Below are 18639 nucleotides of genomic sequence, written 5' to 3' on the forward strand. Positions count from 1 at the left end.
ATCAAAGCCCAAAGTCGGTTAACATTTAGCTAAAGCGTACATATAGCCAAAAAAGGTTCCCTTATCGGTTAAGAAGGGAGCCTTTTATTTGAGAAAAGTAGCCTAAGATGTTGTGTAGGTACGATTGAATTCAAAGAATATATCGAAAGCTTAGACTCAACACTCCTAAACCATGTCCTTTAAATCGGCGGAAAATAAAGTTTTATTAGCGAAAATGCCTAACGGGGATCAATGGAAATGGAAGGAGTAAGAGTTATAAACTCTGATCTCCTAATATTAATTAAAGATTTTTGTTAGATCCACTAATTCAAACTTTTTATCAACCTCAAAAAATGTTCTAAATATTGAAGCATGTCCGGTTCCAACCAAAATAAAGATGGTTTTTGTACCAGGCTTAATTTGATTTTGGATATTGGCATACATAATTAAATTTCTTTTATACCAGTCAGTAACGAGTCTAGCACCAAAATAATCTTTCCCGATCATAATTTTGTTTGCGAATGAAAAATAAAAGCCAATATTGTTGTCTAGTTTCGATTTTTCATTCATGCATAAAAAGATTTGACTCAAATTCTTTTCTTCCAGACACTTATCCGACATTGACAATTTTATTTCTTCAAGTTCTTTTTTTAAGGTAGGATTGGAATTAGCCTCTTTCATCAAAATATCAAATCTCATTTCGATCAGTGTATCAATTGGATACAATTCCTGATGTTTCAATTTTTTTGCCAATCGAAATCCCAGTTGAACCGTTTCACCTTCCTTAAAAAATCTTCTCATCCGTTCGCTTTTTATTGTATCGGTGAACGCGTTATATTGATTCTTTAGATAAGACTTGTAATTTGCATCTAACTGTTTCTTTTCATTAAAATTGCTTTCAACAAATATTTGTTCAGGTTTATAATCAGATGAATAGATTTTTTCCACGACATTATCCAGGTCTTTTTGATTTTCTGGGGATAGGATATTTCTATCCTGTACTTTAATCATATCGTTTCCTGGATTATTGAAATGATAGGTTCCGAGTAAAATAACCTTTATTTTCTCCTGAGCCGATAGCGCTGAAAATTGAAAAAGTATCAGAAAAAGGACCGTGAAAATTTTAGTGAAATAAGAATTTTGCATACAATAGTGTTAAAAATAAATAATTCACGAAACTAATAAATAGGGATTGCTTATCTGCTACGAATAATAAATGAACAGTCACGAATAATAAATCATTATAAGATTAATCATGGTTGTTTTTACTGTTCCAAGTCTATACTTCTCATTAACTTTTCATCCAACTCTGTGAATACTTTAAGAATAAACGTCTTTAGATCATAACATCGTTTAATATCTCGCCGATATAACATGAATCTTGAATTATTTATCGATCAATTTCAGTTGATGCTGGAATTCACTTAACGAGATTTTCCCGGATGCAAAGTTGACATCTAAAATAAACTTCTTTTCGTTGGAGGACAGTTCACGTCCATAAATTTTCCCTAGTAGTTCATCTTCATCAGGTAAAGCTTCGGTCACATCTGCTGCATTTAAAAATGCCTGATAGTATCGTAGTCCGAATTTTCTAAGCGACGACGCGTTGAAATGAATTTGGTCTTCGTTTGCAGTTAATCCTTTTACCGAAACGAAGTGACAATTGTTGTGCGATGCTGCATATTTTTTTAAGGCGCTGTTGACCAAATGGTAATCATTGAAATGCGCTCCAAATAGACCATAAGGCAAAAAATCGCCGATCGCGCCGATAATCAGGGGTACTTCAGGAGCCCCTAATTGCTTCCGTAGCTCATTGACTATACTATCAAACTTTTCACCATATTTTGCGGCCAGTTCGGCGGAAGAGTCATTTTCTCCCTGATGCCACAATATTCCTGTCAACTGGCTGCTACGTTGAGCAAGTTTAGCCTGAAAAATAGCGTGGTCAAAGAGCGCGCCACCAACCTGCCAGTCATTTAAGCTGGTACCGCCATCAGCACAAGGGATAAGGCCGATCTCCTCGCCAATGTGATCCGCATGCCAGGAGGCAGCAAATGATGATGCGAGCCCCACACCAGCCATAAGCCTGTCATTGTGTATGGGTTCGGCCATTATCTGCCAGCGTCCATTGCGAAGCATCTTTATTGATTCGTTGATGATAGGCGGCACTGAATCCGGAATTCCGCGGCCGGCCATATTTGATTGCCCTATTAGCAAAAAAGATTGTATCATAGTTTATTATATATTTAAGACTCCACGATTCCTATACTACGGCTAAATGATAGCCAGGCAAATTTTTTAAGATCATTTGGAGCGACGTCACCAGAATTTAATGCCTTCACACTTGCTCTTGCCACACTGGCAAAGAGATGTCTGATCCAGGCTGAGGACAAGCGATTGTCTATAATATGTTTCGCCTGCAGCTGGGGAACTATAGCAAACCACTTTTCTTTTGCTTGTTGATAGGCAATAACTTTTTCTTTGTCCATCGCTGCCACATCAACCTGCCTCTCCTCAAGGGCGTGTAGGAAAATATATTTTACACCGCTGTCGATAGCTGCGTATAGCATTGCTTCCAGTTGTTTGACCGGATTAGTATCGCTGTTAAATGCAGAAACCATAGCGATATACCAGGTTTCAAGCATATCGACATAGCAGGCAGTTATAAGTGCATCTCTATCCTTAAAATATCGATACAAAGTTCGCTTACTGATTTTTGCAACCTCGGCTACTCGCTCTAAAGGAGCGTGAAAGTCTTCATTTAAAACTTTTACTGCACTATAAATTAGCTTTTCTCTATTCATTTGGCACAAATGTATGACAAATGTCTTATATATGTGTTAGTTTATTCCAACTGATCTTACGACCTTTTGGGTTAGAACGAAGCCCAAAGCCGGTTAACATTTTAGTAAGCAAATTAATCATACCTTCTCAATCTTAAATAATATCCCAGTAATTATTGCAGCGATCGAATAATATATGGCCCTCTCCATTGATCCCATTGTTAGTGCCATTGTCATTGCAATGCCAGCCAATGTAATCAGTATTAAAGTCATTTTGATCCAATTGACATTGAGCGTATTGTTCTTGAACCAATAGAATGCCAGTGTACAACATATCAACGTAGGAATAGAATATATTGTGCTATAGCAAAGCCAAAGTAGCGAAAAGAGGATCGTTTGACCAATACCCGGAAAATTTAATGGGTTAAATCCTGGGGATATAGTCACTAGTGTAGTACCCAATAGTAAGGTACCTATCCAGTGCTTAAAAATATAAGACCATCTTAGACTGTGTAACATAATCGGTGTCATTAGATCGAAAACTCAAAAACCACGTCAAGTTTGTGGTAGTTATTAAAACTGGTAAAGTTCATTCTAAATTATCTAAATATCCTGTTAAAGCTATTCCATAGGCCTCTGTTCGACTGAATGACTTTCTAAAGATGAATTAGCTATGTTTTCTCTCAAGAACTTCTGTGCTCGGACTTGCTCCAATTTAATTAATTGATTTAAGATCTCGATGGCTTTTTCGGTCTGACCCGTTTCGTTATAAATGGCTACCATGTTGTATAATGCGTCAACATTTATCTTTGAAAGGTCAAAGCACTTTTTAAATAAAAATAATTGTAAGGCCGAACAGACGAACTCAACTTTTTTATAAAAAGATCAAACGAAAGCGAACTAACCATTGTTATACCAATACTTTCATAAATTAGGTTAATAACAGGTAGTAAAAACCTTGAGATCCCCCTCCTCAAGGTTTTTTTATTTTTTTAAAACCGACTATCCCATTATTGGGATCATAACTATATATCAGGGCTGGATTATTTCGGCCTTTTTTGTGCCGACACGATCAGCATCATAGGCCTTCTGAGTTCGTCTGCCATTCCGGCGACACTGTTAATCATTTCCATGTTTGGCTGTGGTTCAGTAACTAAATCGATCGCAAAGTTATTGGCAAGCAGGATTGTAAGATAAGTGGTAAGTGTCCTATGGTATTTTATTACATTGTTTTGTAAGAAATGTGTTTCCCGCTTTCCTTCTTCAAAGTAATGGTCCACGGGCCAGTATAACTTGTTTCCGGCTGCATCGTAAATCCAGTCTTGGTCGGGTCTTGCAGTAAATATCGGATGCTCAACAGAAAACACAAAACTGCCGCCCGGTTTTAGCCAACGGTTTATATGCATGCAAAGCGGATCAAAGTCTTTGATGTAATGGAATGTAAGGGAACTGATGACGCAGTCGAACTCCTGCTCATCAAACCTGATATCCTCCAATGCGCTTCTGATATAAGTGATGCCAGGGAGGTCATTGATTTCTTTCGCCTTATTGAGCATCCTTTCGGAAAGGTCGACACCTGTTACCGTTTTAGCTCCGTTTTCAATAGCATAGCGACAATGCCAGCCAAAGCCGCAGCCCAGGTCCAGTACATTTTTGCCATCAAAGCTCGGAAGGATATTTTTTAACGCATGCCATTCTCCGGCACCTTCAAGACCTTTAATAGATCTGTCCATATTTTTATATTGATCGAAGAATGTTTGCTCGTCATATTTGTTCTGCTTCATAATCGGATAATAAATTTTAATAGGTTAAGATACATCTTTTTATCAGGGGACAGTATCACAGCCCCCATGTATTAAACCATTTCCTATTTTTGCTTTTCTTTCATAGGGTCTAACTCGGTAGTATGCTGAAACTGGTAATTTTCCATCTACGATTCAATATGAAGCAGCAATTGCTCTAGGCTTTTACCCGTTTCAGATAAGCCATAATATACTTCCGGAGGAAAGGTGTTCACTTGTTTTCGAACCACAATTCCATCGTTTTCCATTTCTTTTAGTTGTTCTAATAATACTTTTTTGGAAACCTTGGGCATTTTACGCCACAATTCAATGAAGCGTTCATCACCCGTATAAAAAAAATGATGGAGGATCAGGGGTTTCCATTTCCCGGAAAATATTCTGAAAAAAAGATTTACGGAACAGTTTTCAAATTCCTTATAATTCATTAGGTAACAATTTTGTAACCGGGAAACCTCTGGGTAAATATCTTTCGTTAGCCGAAGGTTGTACCGAAATTTACCAGCTAATTTAGGAATTTAAATACGTTATCACTATGACAATACATCAAATACGTAATGCCACTATTATTATCGAATCGGACGACAACTTTATATTGGTTGATCCTTTATTGGGAAAGTCAAAGACATTTGTTCCGCTAACCCTTTTCCGTTTCAAACCCCGTCGCAACCCTTTGGTTGATTTACCCATTGAAAGCGAAAAACTGTTGCAGAAAATCGATTATTGCCTGATTACACACCTGCATCCCGACCATATCGATGCGGTAGGAATCGAGTTTTTGCGTAGCCGTAAAATTCCCGTCCTGTGCGGTGAAAACCACGCCCGCCAATTAAAAAAATGGGGATTAAATGTCCTGCAAGCGATTGATTATTGGGAGACAATCTCGTTTCTGAAAGGCAAACTTACTGCGACACCTGCAGTTCATGGCTATGGCTGGGTAAGAAAACCAATGGGGCATGTGTATGGATTCGTATGGCAGTCATCCGATGATGAATCGGTATATATAAGTGCAGATACCATTTATACCGATGACGTAAAAAAGGTGTTGGCTACCTACAAGCCCGACGTATCTGTGCTAGCTTGCGGTTCGGCACAATTCGATTTCGGCAGACCACTATTGATGACAATGGACGATATTGTAAAGTTTATCCGTGATGCGCCAGGAAAAGTATTGGCAAATCACATGGAAGCCATCAACCATTGTCCTACCACACGCCTTGAGTTAAAGCAAAGATTGGAGAAAGAGGGATTGCTGCACAAGACATTTATTCCGGCCGATGGAGAGCGTATTGAAGTTGTAAAACCATTGCATGAATCCAAGATATAATTTTAAGCATAGTTTTTCCATGGAACACAATTGCCTGGTTTAGTGTTTAAAATAGGATAAGATCTTTATCAGGGCTGGCTCCATCCAGCCTTTTTTCTGATATAAATGTTATCTTAGCGCTATGCTGAACAATCTCTTTGAACAAGTCAAGGTTATGAAGCTTTCGATATGGGAGGGATTGCCGCCATTGCGGAGTGATACGGCACAGACTTCGTTGTTTTAAATTAGCTATTTTATGGGAAGTTTAACAAAATATGTATCAAACGATCATCCAGAATTCGCCGTACTTATCGAAGATGACGATAAGGTTTGTTATGCATACTTATTGAATGAGGAAAGAATAGTTGGAGATATTTGGTTATACAATAGCGTTCCTACTCCCAGAGAATCTGAATGGCATAAAAGGGAGAATCTACCGTTTTTAAATCCTGCGGAGTTTGTCAAAGAAAACCTTGAAGCATTTGATGCGATTTCACCTGTCGAGGTAACCTGGGATTTGGGGGAAGAAACGGTGGCCAATATATTTCTAGCGTCCAGATTGATCGCAAAGCTAACCGTAGGGTCTTTTCCCGGTTGGTCTAGTCTGGTCACTAAAGATGGGCCTTTGGCGCAGAAGATGTAGAGCTTTTAAACTATGATTGTCAGTAAAGATTCCTACGTTTTTTTATTTCTTCGATCCTTTTATAATAAAGTTTTCTTTGTTTTTGTTTACGAAATGGGTCAACAGACAAATAAATAAACAACAATATAATAATTCCAGAAAAAAAAGCAGCGACATACATTAACCAAGTAAAAAACTTTTTCATTTTTTTCGGGACTGTCCCGCGAAATGTGTAAATAAAAACTAGGGATTCCAGTTATGTTCCTTATAACGGGGCTCTTTTTTCAAGTAAAGTTAGGAATTGATTTAGGACCTAGCGTGTCAATTCTTTTACTTATTTTTAGCGTATGAATGATAATCAAGCATCGGGCTTGTTTCTAGCCATTTTTAGCATTATTGTTGGACTTATTATGAAAAGGTTCGGACAACCTTCATATTGGTATACCCGACCAATTGCTCTAGGAATATTCGTTATCATTCTTGTTCTTTTTGATGTTTTTATTAATAGATCATGAGTTTTATCTGCCCTTCTTTATCTGGTATTTTTTCCTTCTTTTTTCAATCAACTCTTTCGCGATAAACAACTGTGATAAGATCCATAGTTATTGAGATTTTATTATCGTTAACTCGCCATCATCAAATCCCACTGCTATTTCCTTTGCTTGTGCAAAAATTGAAGTTTTGAAATTTTCGGATTTTACATATGACTGAACTGGACATCCAGCATAAAAGAAAAATAAGCATCCCACTTTGTGCCCCAAACCGGATTAGAGATCAGCATGGGACTATGAATCGGGGTCTAATGTTAGAATGTATGGTATTTTAGATGATAAGTTAGTAACTTATCATGCCAATGGTTCCGTTACAGCATTGACAATAGGACACAGGATTGAAATCAAATCAGCTGGTGGGTTCAGTATTTTTCTTCGAAATTCAGGGGAACTTTTTTAACAAGGAAATAGAAATGGAGAATTACTTAATGATGTTCAACAATACGATTGAGTTCTTGAAAAAGAATAATTTAAAGTATGAATATATGAAGTTTTCATCTGGTTCAATAATGCTTGATGTTTGGTTTAATAAAAAATTCTACGTTTTTCAATTTGAACCTAATCAAATAGGATTCTCAGAAGTTGATGAAAATGTGGGCTTTGATGCGATACCTGATAAAATAATTTTGAATTCGGATATGTTAAGACTTGTATTGACTAGCCTTGTTTAAGGCGCTCTTCTTTTATATTGGAAGCTCGTAACCAAATAACTAATGATATTTTCCAGTTGATGATAACTAAGTCAGAATTGAAAGAAAATTTTAGATAATTTTTTTGCTGGCATGCATTTCAGTAAATTTGATGCATAAACTAAACTTTAAGTAAGAATGGAAAAGTATAATTACGGGGTCATTGGTCTGGGTGTAATGGGAAGAAATCTGCTTTACAATATTGCAGATAATGGTTTTTCTGTCGTAGGATTCGATTTAGATGAAGAAAAGGTAATTGAACTTCGTAAAGGAGTTGCTTCAGGTACAAAGGTTGTTGGAACTGTTTCTCTAGATGAATTTGTGTTGAGTTTAGACAGTCCGCGAAAAGTTATTTTGATGGTTCCTGCAGGTAAACCGGTTGATGCTGTTCTTGAAAGCATAACACCGCTTCTGAGTCCAAATGATATTGTCGTTGATGCGGGAAATTCTTATTTCAAAGATACCGAGAGACGTATAGCTGATTTAGCTTCTAAAAACCTTCATTTTATGGGAATGGGTGTTTCTGGAGGAGAGCAGGGCGCAAGAAGAGGACCGAGTATTATGCCGGGTGGAGATTTGGAAGTTTTCAATTTAGTGAAGCCTATGCTGGAAGTTATTTCAGCAAAAGTAAAGGGGGAGCCCTGCACCGCTTATATGGGAAAAGGAGCTGCAGGGAATTACGTTAAAATGGTTCACAACGGTATAGAATATGCCATCATGCAATTAATCAGTGAAGCATACGATTTACTGAGAAAAGGAGCTAATCTTAACAATAACCAATTGCATGAAGTTTTCAAAAGATGGAATGAAGGCGAGATGAATTCTTTCCTTATTGAAATAACAAGAGATATTTTCCAGCAAAAAGATGATGTAACCGACGGTTTTCTTGTCGACAAGATTTTAGATAAAGCAGGAGCAAAAGGAACCGGAAAATGGACCTCCCAGGAGGCTATGGAAGTTGGGGTGTCTATTCCAACCATCGATATTGCGGTCACATCAAGAATTTTATCCGCTTACAAAGATGAGCGCGTGAAAGCTTCGCAATTATATGCTAAAGAAGAAGTAAAAACTCTTGAAAGCACAGAATTGTTCATCAAAGAGGTGGGGGATGCTTTGTATTTATCTACTTTAATCAGTTATGCGCAAGGATTGGCATTATTGGTAAAAGCTTCGGAAGAATATCAGTTTGAAATTCCGTTAAAAGATGTTGTTAAAATATGGAGAGGTGGATGTATCATTCGTTCGGTTTTATTGGAGAAATTTTATCTGGCTTATTCAAAATACGAGAACTTATCTAATATTTTATTGGATCAGGAAATTTCAGAAATTGTAAAAGATAAAATTTCTTCATTAAGAAAAACAGCGGCTTTTGCTGTATCAAACGGAATTCCAAGCTTAGGAATTCAGTCGGCTCTAGGGTATTTCGAAGCTTATACCACAGCATCTTTACCTGTAAACCTGCTTCAGGCTCAGCGTGATTATTTTGGTGCACACACTTACCAAAGAACTGACAGAGAAGGAGTCTTTCATACGTCATGGCAAAACCCAAATAACTGAATTCAACAATGAGTGACAATACAATCCTGCATCCAACAACGATCGTTATTTTTGGTGCAACAGGGGATTTGGCAAAAAGAAAGCTTTTTCCTGCCTTCTACAATTTATATATCGATGGCAGAATGCCAAAGGGGTTTAATATCTTAGCTTTAGGAAGAGCCGAAAATACGGATGAAAAATTCAGGGCTTATATTAAAGAAAATATAGAGAGTTTTTCCCGGAAGGCTGTAATCAAGGAAGATTGGGCTGGTTTTCAGGCTCACATCTGCTATTTTCAGCATCAGCTTGATGAAGAAAGCTCTTATCGGAATTTATATCAGAAACTGGAAAATTTTGATAAGGTGTACGGAATGAGAGGCAACAGACTTTTCTATTTGTCCATTGCACCAAACTTTGTATCTGTAATTTCAAATCATCTTAAAAATACGTCAATAGCATCTGATCCTGCAACAGATCGAATTATTATCGAAAAACCTTTTGGTCACAATAAAGAATCTGCCATTGAGCTAAATAACCTTCTTTCACAAACGTTCCAGGAAGAACAGATTTATCGTATCGATCATTATTTAGGTAAAGAAACCGTTCAGAATATTTTGGCGTTCAGGTTCGGAAATTCAATTTTTGAACCTCTTTGGAATCACAGACATATAGAATCGGTACAGATTACGGTCGCCGAAGAAGTAGGTGTGGAAACAAGAGCCAGTTTTTATGAGCAGACAGGAGCTTTGCGCGATATGATTCAGAACCATCTTTTGCAAATTCTTTGTATGGTTGCTATGGAACCTCCGGCTTCACTTGAATCGGGTGAGATCAGGGATCGTAAAGTTGATGTTTTAAAATCCATCCGTAGGATTTCTCCCGAAAAAGTAGATCATTATGCGGTAAGAGGACAGTACGGACGAGGCAAAGTAAATGGGGTAAAAGTAAATGGCTATCGCCAGGAAGAGGGAATTGCTCATGATTCCAATACGGAAACATTTGTCGCTATTAAGTTTTATCTGGATAATGAAAGATGGGAGGATGTTCCTTTTTATGTTCGTACCGGTAAGAAGATGAAAGAAAAGCATTCTTATATAACGATTCAGTTTAAGCCACTTCCAAATTCTACGTTTTCAGAAAGCACCTCGCTTCTGTCGGCAAACCGATTGGTTATTAATATCCAGCCACAAATGGACATCAGATTGCAGTTTATGTCTAAAAAACCAGGCTTGTCTTTAGAGCTTAAACCTGTGGAGATGATTTTCGATAATTTTGCCTGTCAGACCGATACTCCCGAAGCTTATGAAACTCTTTTATTGGAAGCCCTTGTGGGAGACCTTACACTGTTTATGCGCTCTGATCAGGTAGAAGAAGCTTGGGATGTGATAAAAACGATTCAGGAAACCTGGGAAAAAACCAAAGACCCATCTTTCCCAAATTATGCTTCAGGAAACTGGGGCCCTGATGACAGTGATGCACTGGTAGAGCGGCAGGGACATCAGTGGGTTTAAAATCTAATGAAAAGAGAATGAATATTACGATATTTAATAATCTGGATGCTTTATATAAAGAAGCAGCAGATACATTTGTTGAGCTTTCGAAAAAAGCGATTCAGAAGCATGATAAATTTGTGGTCGCGTTGAGTGGTGGCTCTTCACCGAAAGCTATTTTTAGTTTATTAGCTACTCCTGAATATGCAGATAAAATAATTTGGAACAAAATCCATTTTTTTTGGGTAGATGAAAGATGGGTTTCTCTTGAAGATGAGAAAAGTAATTTTAAGATGACTTTGGAAGTACTTTTGAATAAGGTTCCGGTCAATAAAAATCAGATTTTCCCCATGTATAAAGAGGGAATTGAGCCTGAAAATTACGCTAAAGCATACGAAGCCCAAATCAGAAATGTTTTGAGAGCTGAAGGTATTTTTGATTTCATCCTTTTAGGAATGGGTGATGATGGCCACACAGCTTCTCTGTTTCCAGGAGAAAAGATCTTACAAGAAAAAGAAAAATGGGTTGACGCCTACTATCTAAAGCCACAGGCAATGTTCAGAATTACTTTGACTGAACCTATTATCAATAAAGCTGAAAATATTCTGATTGTTACCTTTGGTAAATCCAAGAGAAGCGCTTTGAATGAAGTTCTTAATGGTGTATATAATCCTGAACTATATCCGCTACAGTTAATTGAAAAGAAAGCAGGAGTCCAGATTTTTACCGATAAAGAAGCTGGAATTTAATATCATTTAACTATAGGGACGCCTAGCCAAAAAGGCTCCCTTAACGATTGACAAGGGTGCTTAAATACTCTTGTCAATACAGTTATAGCCCCTTATGGAAATATTGGATCTTTTTTATCCTATGTCTCGGGCGATCCGCCGTGCCAAGACGCCTTTAATGTGATACCCAGGGAATGTGTAGGGAAACTTAAATATAGTTAATTGGTCTATTCGATTTGAAAATAACAGTTAAGCAAAAATACCAGGATAAGCGTATATACGAACAACTTATTTTGGTAAATTCATCTACCAATTATCAATATTGGCGGATTTTTCAAGAATGGATTTGATCAGCCCATTAAAGTACGCGTTTACGAATTGATGGCTTTTCTCCCTTTTGGGATTACCGTTACCTTTGAAATAAAATTTTTTCACGTCCATTTTATTCCAAGTGCCGTTGTAGTTCATAATTTGAGCATTAAAAGTTGGACTATTAATTCTTATTTTTCCATCTTTAAACAAAAAAGACAAGGTGTAATCGACATCATAGTAAGCAATAGCGGATGTTTTAAGTCCTCTATGTTTGTAAGCCGCTAAAGTGATCGCCTGCCCAGGAACCAAAGTTAGGCCTTCTTTGGGATTGGAATATAAGCTATTGATCGACTTTAGTACATTATCGTAAAGTTCTTGGAAAAGCAATTGCTGTGGGCAGCTCACCTGATGATGAGCAAGCATAAGCCTGTCGCAGCAGGTATGGCGCTCTTTGAGACCGAAAGTCGCAAGCCTATTCTTCCCCCTTTGGAAGAAGATATCTTGGAGGATTATTACGACGAGATGGAGCTGATTGGCTTTTGCGTAACGGGTACGCTATTCGAACTTACCAAAAGCGATTATCGGGGCGATATGCCTGCCAGGGAACTTCATCTGCACGAAGGGAAAATAATCCGCGTTGTGGGGGATTTTGTCTGTGAGAAATTTGTGAAGACCAAGCGTGGCGACCTGATGAAATTCGGAACCTTCCTTGATGCCGAGGGACGCTTTTTTGATACCGTCCATTTCCCGCAGAGCCTAGCCAAATATCCACTCCGTGGAGCAGGAGTCTATTTGGTTTAAGGCAAAGTTGTTCTGGAATACGGTTGCCCTTCCGTTGAGGTGATCCGCTGTGGCAAGATGCCGCTAAAACCCGATCCGAGGAGTGAATAGGACGAAAATGATCTTCATCGGGGAACTTGTTTTAATTCATATACATACTAATGTTTTAATACTAAAAATATTAGTATTAAAATGTTTTTTTACTTATATTTGTATTGTTAACCAATTTAAAAACAATGTATTATGAGTGAGTTGAAACAGTCGAAATATATCGATATTACAACAGATTATGGATTTAAAAAAGTTTTCGGATCAGATACCAATAAAGATCTTCTGATCGCTTTCTTAAACGAACTGTTTAGAGGACGTAAGATTATTGCCGACCTGTATTATAACAAAAATGAGCATGTCGGGGATACAGAGGATATCGGTACCGTTATTTTTGATCTGACCTGTACGGCAGACAATGGCGAACGTTTTATTATTGAAGTGCAGCGCACGGCGCAGGATAATTTGAAAAAGCGCATGCTTTATTACAGCAGTAAATTGATAGCGGATCAGGCACCCAAAGGCAACCGAAGGGCTTGGAATTATGCAATTAGTGAAGTTTATATCATTGTACTGATGGATGGATTTGCAATGCCTGATGCGGGGGATGAGAAGTGTTTTCTGCACGATATTTGTTTATGTTATCGAGATCATGGTAAAATATTTTATGACGATCTAGGCTTTATATATGTGGAATTGGTTAACTTTGTTAAAGCTGAGGCAGAGTTAGTTAATGATTTAGATCGTTGGCTTTATGTACTCAAAAATATGTCTTCGCTAAATGGACTTTCCACTTATTTGCGTAAGCCTATTTTTGAGAAGTTATTTCAGTTAGCAGAGTATAGCAAACTAAAACCGGAGGAACGAGAGATGTACAACGTAAGTTTAAGGAATAAATGGGATGCCGAGAGTATCCGAAGTAGTCAGGAGGATCAATTGAAACGAGCGCGCGAAAAAGCAATGGCTGAGGGAAAAGCTGAAGGAAAAGCCGAAGGGAAGGCGGAAGTAATAAAAAATCTTTTGTCTTCGAATAAGTTTTCGATATCGGAGATAGCCGAATTAGCGGACGTCACTGTAGAGTTTGTAAAGCAGATCGAGGCAGAGAAGGCTAAAGGAAAATAAAACAGATTACAATATAAGATTTTAAGGTCACTTGGATACTGTCTAAGTGGCCTTTTTCTTTTTTATAGGTTAAGTTGGTCTTAGACAATACTATTTTGAATAAGCTCTCATTTAAATAAAATAATTGTGAAGCAGGGAATACGAACTCAACTTTTTTATAAAAAGATCAAACGAAGGCGAACTAACCATTGTTATAAGAGTACTTTCATAAATTAGGTTAATAACAGGTAGTAAAAACCTTGAGATCCCCTCCTCAAGGTTTTTTTATTTTTTTCAAACGAGTAAGACATTACAATTGTTTCTTATACGAAAAATGAGAAGATTGCTTTTGCTGGCTTGATTTGCACTTGTTAGGCCAGCATTTTTTTGAAACCGACTATCCCATTATTGGGATCATAACTATATATATCAGGGCTGGTTTATTCCGGCCTTTTTTGTGCCGACACAATCAGTATCATAGGGCTTTTGAGTTCGTCTGCCATTCAGGCAACATGGTTAACCATCTCCATGTTAGGCTGTGGTCCAGTAACTAAGTTGATCGCAAAGTTATGGGCCAGCAGGGTTGTAAGGTATGTGGTAAGTGTCCTATGTTATTTTATTACATTGTTTTGTAAAAAGTGTGTTTCCCGCCTTGCTTCTCCAAAGTAATGGTCTACGGGCCAGTACAACTTGTTTGCGGCTGCATCGTAGATTCAGTCTTGGTCGGGTCTAGTAGTGAATATCGGATACTCAACAGAAAACACAAAACTGCCGCCCGGCTTTAGCCAACGGTTGATATGTATGCGGAGCAGATCAAAGTCTTTGATGTAATGGAATATAAGGGAACAGATGACGCATGATTCCGCGTATGCCTAGTTCTCCAAAATATTTTAATTTGAATTAATTCTTTTTTTATTAAAAAACTATTCAAATAAAATTGTTGTTTTGTTATAAACTTTAAATTTCTATAGCATATTACAACCTTATGCAGAATCAAAGGTACCCTAAAAACGATAACAGTGACCACCTCATCATGGATAATGATTATAAGTTAGTCGCTGACATGATTAAGAAAGATCTTTTTGGAGTGCTCCTTAAAGCGAAATTGATTTGTAATACGGAAATGGCGGTGTTGACTTTATTCGACAACAGTAAAAATTTTGTACGGACCTATTTTCATGATGTCGATGGAAATATAAGTATCGATAAAGTATTTTTGGACTATGTGTTTGATGACAACGGCACGCTAGAATTTCCAGACCTTAGCAATGAACTTCCTTCGCAGCGCAATTCAGTGATTTTCCAGAATTTTGGAATACTGTATTATTATGAAGCACCACTCATCAATCACGAAGGAAAAATAGTTGGTTTTTTAAGCGTTATGGATAGTAGCTCAAACAAGCTTTCTGATAATCAACAGACTCTTTTTTCATTATTGTGCACAGAAGTTCTTGGCTTACTTCAAGAGAAAAACCAGCACCTCCAGTTAACTAGTAAATTGGAATATGCGAAATCTACACTAGACATGACCAGTCAGGTGGCCAGAGTGGGGAGCTGGGAGTATGATTTAGTTGATGATTATATCGATTGGTCTGAAATGACAAAGATTATTCATGGGGTTCCAAAGGATTATCGTCCAACTATTAAAACAGCAATTGAGTTTTATAAAAATCCTCAACATAGGATTAAAATTGTTCAGGCTATCAATAGTGCAATCGCTACAGGAGCTTCATGGGATCTTGAATTAGAAATTGATACCTATCAGGGTACAAGCTTGTGGGTTAGAGCACTAGGGAAAGCAACTTTTGAAAAAGGGAAGTGCGTTCGACTATATGGCACTTTTCAGGATATTGATAAACGTAAACGTTCTGAGGCGGAATCGATTCGTTCTAAGAAATTGCTCGAAGATGTGTTGAATGCCACTACTGCAGTCGCTATCATAGCAACTGACGCAGAAGGGTTGATAACACTTTTCAACCGGGGCGCAGAAAATTTATTAGGGTATAAAGGTAATGAAGTGATCGGTAAAATTACGCCGACATTATTTCATAGCAGTAGGGAAGTTAAAGATCGAGCGAAGGAACTTGAAAGTAAATTTGGGTATCCGATTAGTGAATTTAGGGTGTTTGTCGAGATGGCAGAGCGCTACGGATCCGAGCAAAGAGAATGGACTTATATAAAAAAAGATTTTACGCGACTTTACGTATCTCTAGCAGTCACTGCAATGCGCGATATTTCTGGTCAGATTATAGGTTATCTTGGCATTGCCACAGACATCACGAAGATTGTTCTTCAAAGAGAAGAATTAGAGAAAGCTAAAAAGCTTGCTGACCAGGGTAGCGTGGCGAAGTCAGAGTTTCTCGCTAATATGAGTCATGAAATTCGTACACCTCTTAACGGAATTATAGGTTTTACGGATTTGATGAGTCGAACAAAACTAGACGATACACAAAAAGAATATGTTTCTATTGTCGATCAGTCTGCTAATCTTCTTTTGAGCATCATAAACGATATACTTGATTTTTCTAAAATTGAAGCCGGCAAATTGGAGCTTTCGATTGAAAAAAATGATTTGTATGAGATGTTTGCTCAGGTTACAAGTTTGATTGACTTTCAGTGGAAGGCCAAGAAATTGGATTTTCGGGTAAATTTATCAGAATCGCTACCGCATTATGTTTGGGTTGACTCACTTCGACTCAAACAGGTGCTCATGAATCTTCTAAGTAATGCAATAAAATTTACGGACAAGGGAAGTGTTGCACTACATGTCGATGTACTATCCTCGGACGAAAACTCCACCACGCTGCGCTTCAGTGTAACGGACAGCGGAATAGGTATTAAACCAGAAAAACAGCAAAAAATATTTGAAGCATTTTCTCAAGAAGATGCTTCAATAAGCAAGAGATTTGGGGGAACAGGGCTTGGACTTAGTATTTCAAATCAATTGCTAAAAATGATGGATAGTAAACTAAAATTGGAGAGCGAATATGGGAAAGGGAGTCAATTTTATTTTGAAATAACATTAAGGTCGCAAAAGGGGGATGTGTATGAATGGAAACTTTTAGAATCCTTAAAGGTTATGATAGTTGCCCGACAAGATGCCGATCGAGCTAATATTGCATTGATGTTGTATTTGAAGAAAGTTAATGTCTCGTTGGCCGATAACGGATTTGAAGTTCTTCAAATGTTGGCCAAAGGTGAGCGGTATGATGCGATTATTATTGATAATGATCTACCTATAATGAACGGTATCGATACGATAAAAAAAATTAGGGAAAAGTCACTCTACAAAGGAGTTGGACAGCCCGTAGTTTTAATGTTATCCGTCCTTGAGACCAACCCAGCCCGTATTGCTGAAAGCAGCCATATTATTCATTGTATTAATAAACCAGTTAAAGTAGATCAACTGTATTCAACATTAGTTGCTGCATTACAGCAGGATGAAGAAACGATCAAATATGCCGAAAAAGAAACGGCCTTTTTGGAAAGAAAATACAAGATTTTAATTATTGAAGACAACAAATTTAATATGTTGCTTACTAGAACCATTGTACAGAATGTTCTTCCCAATGTGGAAATCATAGAGGCGGTCGATGGGGTAATGGGATTTGAATTGTTCAAGGAGAATAGGCCTGATTTGGTCTTCATGGATATACAGATGCCTGAAATGAATGGTTATGAGTTAACTGGATTGATTAGAAGAAATGAAGAGGGGAGGATACATACGCCAATTATAGCATTGACAGCCAGTAATATTAAGGACGAAAAGGAAAGGTGCATTTCGTGTGGAATGGATGATTTTGCTGTGAAGCCTTTTGTTAAAGAAACATTGCTGGAGCTTTTGAGAAAATGGTTGATAAATGACAGCAATAACTAGGTATGAAAGACTTGTATATGATTTAGTCAATAATGGCTATTCGGGTTAACGAGGTTTAAACTTGTCGCTAAGTCAAAGTTGATAATTCCTTTATTTTATAGCGCGCTATTGGCTAAATTTGATAGATTTCTTTAATGCATGAAAAACAAAAAGACACAGGCTTTAATTCCATGGCTCGATACCATTAGTCAATTTTTCGATACTTTTAGGATTGGCACAGCTGTGAATGATTTATTTAACGTCATGCGGATTGAAGACCAGGCAAAAGGCAAATTGCTTTTCATGCCGCTTTTCCGAGGTAATTTTTTTCGTATTTTAATCTGCAAGACACAGGGGCCCAGATTCCTGCTTCCTGACGAAACCATCTATACTTCAGCTAACAGTATTTACTTTGCATATCCCGGTAAAATGGAAAGCTGGCAGCGTGAGGAAACGATTTATGGCTATCTCATTTGTTTTACGTCCGAATTTGCTGGAATAGACCCTCTAAAACCCAAATTTGAAAAAGATTACCCATTTTTTATGCGTGGGGCCAATTCACTTCTGAGGCTTTCGCAGCAAGATATGGACAAGGTATCGCATACAGCCGAAACGCTGCTTCTTGAAATGAAATCGGGACAGGAGGATAATTTTGAAATGATGCAAACTTTATTAAAGGTATTGCTTATCCAAATCCGTCGTCTGTATTATAAAGATAAGGAGGTAAAAACTCCTTTTCAGTTAAAACAGGCCTCCCTGATGGTCAAGTTTAGAAAAGTGCTCGATGCTTATGCTATTGACGCCCCCGATATACGAAAAGAAGGAAGGCCAACGGTTCGAAAAATCGCAGATGAACTGAATCTCACAGCTAGCCATTTGAATTTTTTAGTAAAAAAATATACCGGGCGCACGGCGTTGTTTCATATTAATGAAAAGCTAGTGCTGGAAGCAAAAAGTCTTTTAATGGATATACTTGAACAAGCTGACCCCTCAAAATTGAATTAGAATTAGGGATGCGTAGTGCGTTTAAAGCTGTTATTCAACTGCCATACTGGCTGA

At 37.7% G+C, this 18639-nt stretch carries 17 protein-coding genes and 1 pseudogene; 10 read left to right on the forward strand and 8 right to left on the reverse strand.

The genetic code is table 11. The features are described 5' to 3' along the window. Positions 1–276: 276 nt before the first annotated feature. From L1283_RS16580 to L1283_RS16610, 7 genes and pseudogenes are all read right to left on the reverse strand, one after another. Positions 277–1125: a DUF5694 domain-containing protein gene (locus tag L1283_RS16580; RefSeq protein ID WP_145327338.1), complete on the reverse strand. Its 849-nt coding sequence runs from the start codon at positions 1123–1125 to the stop codon at positions 277–279. Positions 1126–1365: 240 nt separating this feature from the next. After that, positions 1366–2211, reverse strand: a complete 846-nt coding sequence (locus L1283_RS16585; RefSeq protein WP_286849236.1) for a sialate O-acetylesterase — start codon at positions 2209–2211, stop codon at positions 1366–1368. Between the two features lie 14 nt (positions 2212–2225). Continuing rightward, positions 2226–2783, reverse strand: coding sequence for a TetR/AcrR family transcriptional regulator (locus L1283_RS16590; protein WP_145327336.1), 558 nt, complete (start codon positions 2781–2783; stop codon positions 2226–2228). A gap of 117 nt (positions 2784–2900) precedes the next feature. Then, positions 2901–3281 carry a hypothetical protein gene (locus tag L1283_RS16595; protein ID WP_343570738.1) on the reverse strand — a complete coding sequence of 127 codons (381 nt, stop codon included), beginning with the start codon at positions 3279–3281 and terminating at the stop codon, positions 2901–2903. 102 nt (positions 3282–3383) lie between these two features. Further along, positions 3384–3587: pseudogene (locus L1283_RS16600) on the reverse strand (hypothetical protein); the annotation flags it as partial. A 218-nt stretch (positions 3588–3805) separates the two neighbouring features. Further along, positions 3806–4546, reverse strand: coding sequence for a class I SAM-dependent methyltransferase (locus L1283_RS16605; RefSeq protein WP_145327335.1), 741 nt, complete (start codon positions 4544–4546; stop codon positions 3806–3808). Between the two features lie 146 nt (positions 4547–4692). After that, on the reverse strand, positions 4693–4989 hold the full coding sequence (locus L1283_RS16610) for a winged helix-turn-helix transcriptional regulator (RefSeq protein ID WP_286849232.1): 297 nt from the start codon (positions 4987–4989) through the stop codon (positions 4693–4695). Between the two features lie 107 nt (positions 4990–5096). Between L1283_RS16610 and L1283_RS16615 the strand changes: the two genes are divergently transcribed. The 6 genes from L1283_RS16615 to pgl all read left to right on the forward strand — a co-directional run bounded on the left by L1283_RS16615 (position 5097) and on the right by pgl (position 11504). Continuing rightward, positions 5097–5888 carry an MBL fold metallo-hydrolase gene (locus L1283_RS16615; RefSeq protein ID WP_145327333.1) on the forward strand — a complete coding sequence of 264 codons (792 nt, stop codon included), beginning with the start codon at positions 5097–5099 and terminating at the stop codon, positions 5886–5888. Positions 5889–6123: 235 nt separating this feature from the next. Continuing rightward, positions 6124–6510, forward strand: a complete 387-nt coding sequence (locus L1283_RS16620) for a hypothetical protein (protein WP_286849228.1) — start codon at positions 6124–6126, stop codon at positions 6508–6510. An 868-nt stretch (positions 6511–7378) separates the two neighbouring features. Further along, positions 7379–7711: a hypothetical protein gene (locus tag L1283_RS16625; RefSeq protein ID WP_145327331.1), complete on the forward strand. Its 333-nt coding sequence runs from the start codon at positions 7379–7381 to the stop codon at positions 7709–7711. 156 nt (positions 7712–7867) lie between these two features. Further along, a complete protein-coding gene (gene gndA, locus L1283_RS16630; protein ID WP_145327330.1) occupies positions 7868–9286 on the forward strand; it encodes an NADP-dependent phosphogluconate dehydrogenase in 1419 nt (472 codons plus the stop codon). Between the two features lie 8 nt (positions 9287–9294). After that, positions 9295–10776 carry a glucose-6-phosphate dehydrogenase gene (gene zwf / locus L1283_RS16635; protein ID WP_145327329.1) on the forward strand — a complete coding sequence of 494 codons (1482 nt, stop codon included), beginning with the start codon at positions 9295–9297 and terminating at the stop codon, positions 10774–10776. Between the two features lie 17 nt (positions 10777–10793). Beyond that, positions 10794–11504 (forward strand): 6-phosphogluconolactonase, encoded by a 711-nt coding sequence (gene pgl, locus L1283_RS16640; protein WP_286848453.1) that lies wholly within the window; start codon positions 10794–10796, stop codon positions 11502–11504. A 285-nt stretch (positions 11505–11789) separates the two neighbouring features. Here pgl and L1283_RS16645 read toward each other — a convergent pair whose 3' ends face one another. Continuing rightward, the gene (locus tag L1283_RS16645; RefSeq protein WP_286848454.1) at positions 11790–12218 is read right to left on the reverse strand and encodes a hypothetical protein; all 429 of its coding nucleotides are present in this window, start codon (positions 12216–12218) and stop codon (positions 11790–11792) included. On the opposite strand from L1283_RS16645, the gene L1283_RS16650 reads away from it, so the two are divergent. The 4 genes from L1283_RS16650 to L1283_RS16665 all read left to right on the forward strand — a co-directional run bounded on the left by L1283_RS16650 (position 12204) and on the right by L1283_RS16665 (position 18585). After that, positions 12204–12596 (forward strand): hypothetical protein, encoded by a 393-nt coding sequence (locus L1283_RS16650; RefSeq protein WP_429626348.1) that lies wholly within the window; start codon positions 12204–12206, stop codon positions 12594–12596. The genes L1283_RS16645 and L1283_RS16650 overlap by 15 nt on opposite strands. A gap of 222 nt (positions 12597–12818) precedes the next feature. Beyond that, positions 12819–13745 (forward strand): Rpn family recombination-promoting nuclease/putative transposase, encoded by a 927-nt coding sequence (locus L1283_RS16655; RefSeq protein WP_286848456.1) that lies wholly within the window; start codon positions 12819–12821, stop codon positions 13743–13745. A 1012-nt stretch (positions 13746–14757) separates the two neighbouring features. Further along, on the forward strand, positions 14758–17601 hold the full coding sequence (locus tag L1283_RS16660) for a PAS domain-containing hybrid sensor histidine kinase/response regulator (RefSeq protein ID WP_286848457.1): 2844 nt from the start codon (positions 14758–14760) through the stop codon (positions 17599–17601). A 138-nt stretch (positions 17602–17739) separates the two neighbouring features. Beyond that, positions 17740–18585 (forward strand): AraC family transcriptional regulator, encoded by an 846-nt coding sequence (locus L1283_RS16665; protein ID WP_312353052.1) that lies wholly within the window; start codon positions 17740–17742, stop codon positions 18583–18585. The last annotated feature ends 54 nt before the right edge of the window (positions 18586–18639 follow it).

The sequence above is a fragment of the Sphingobacterium sp. HSC-15S19 genome (genome assembly GCF_050433745.1).
Lineage (GTDB): Bacteria > Bacteroidota > Bacteroidia > Sphingobacteriales > Sphingobacteriaceae > Sphingobacterium > Sphingobacterium siyangense.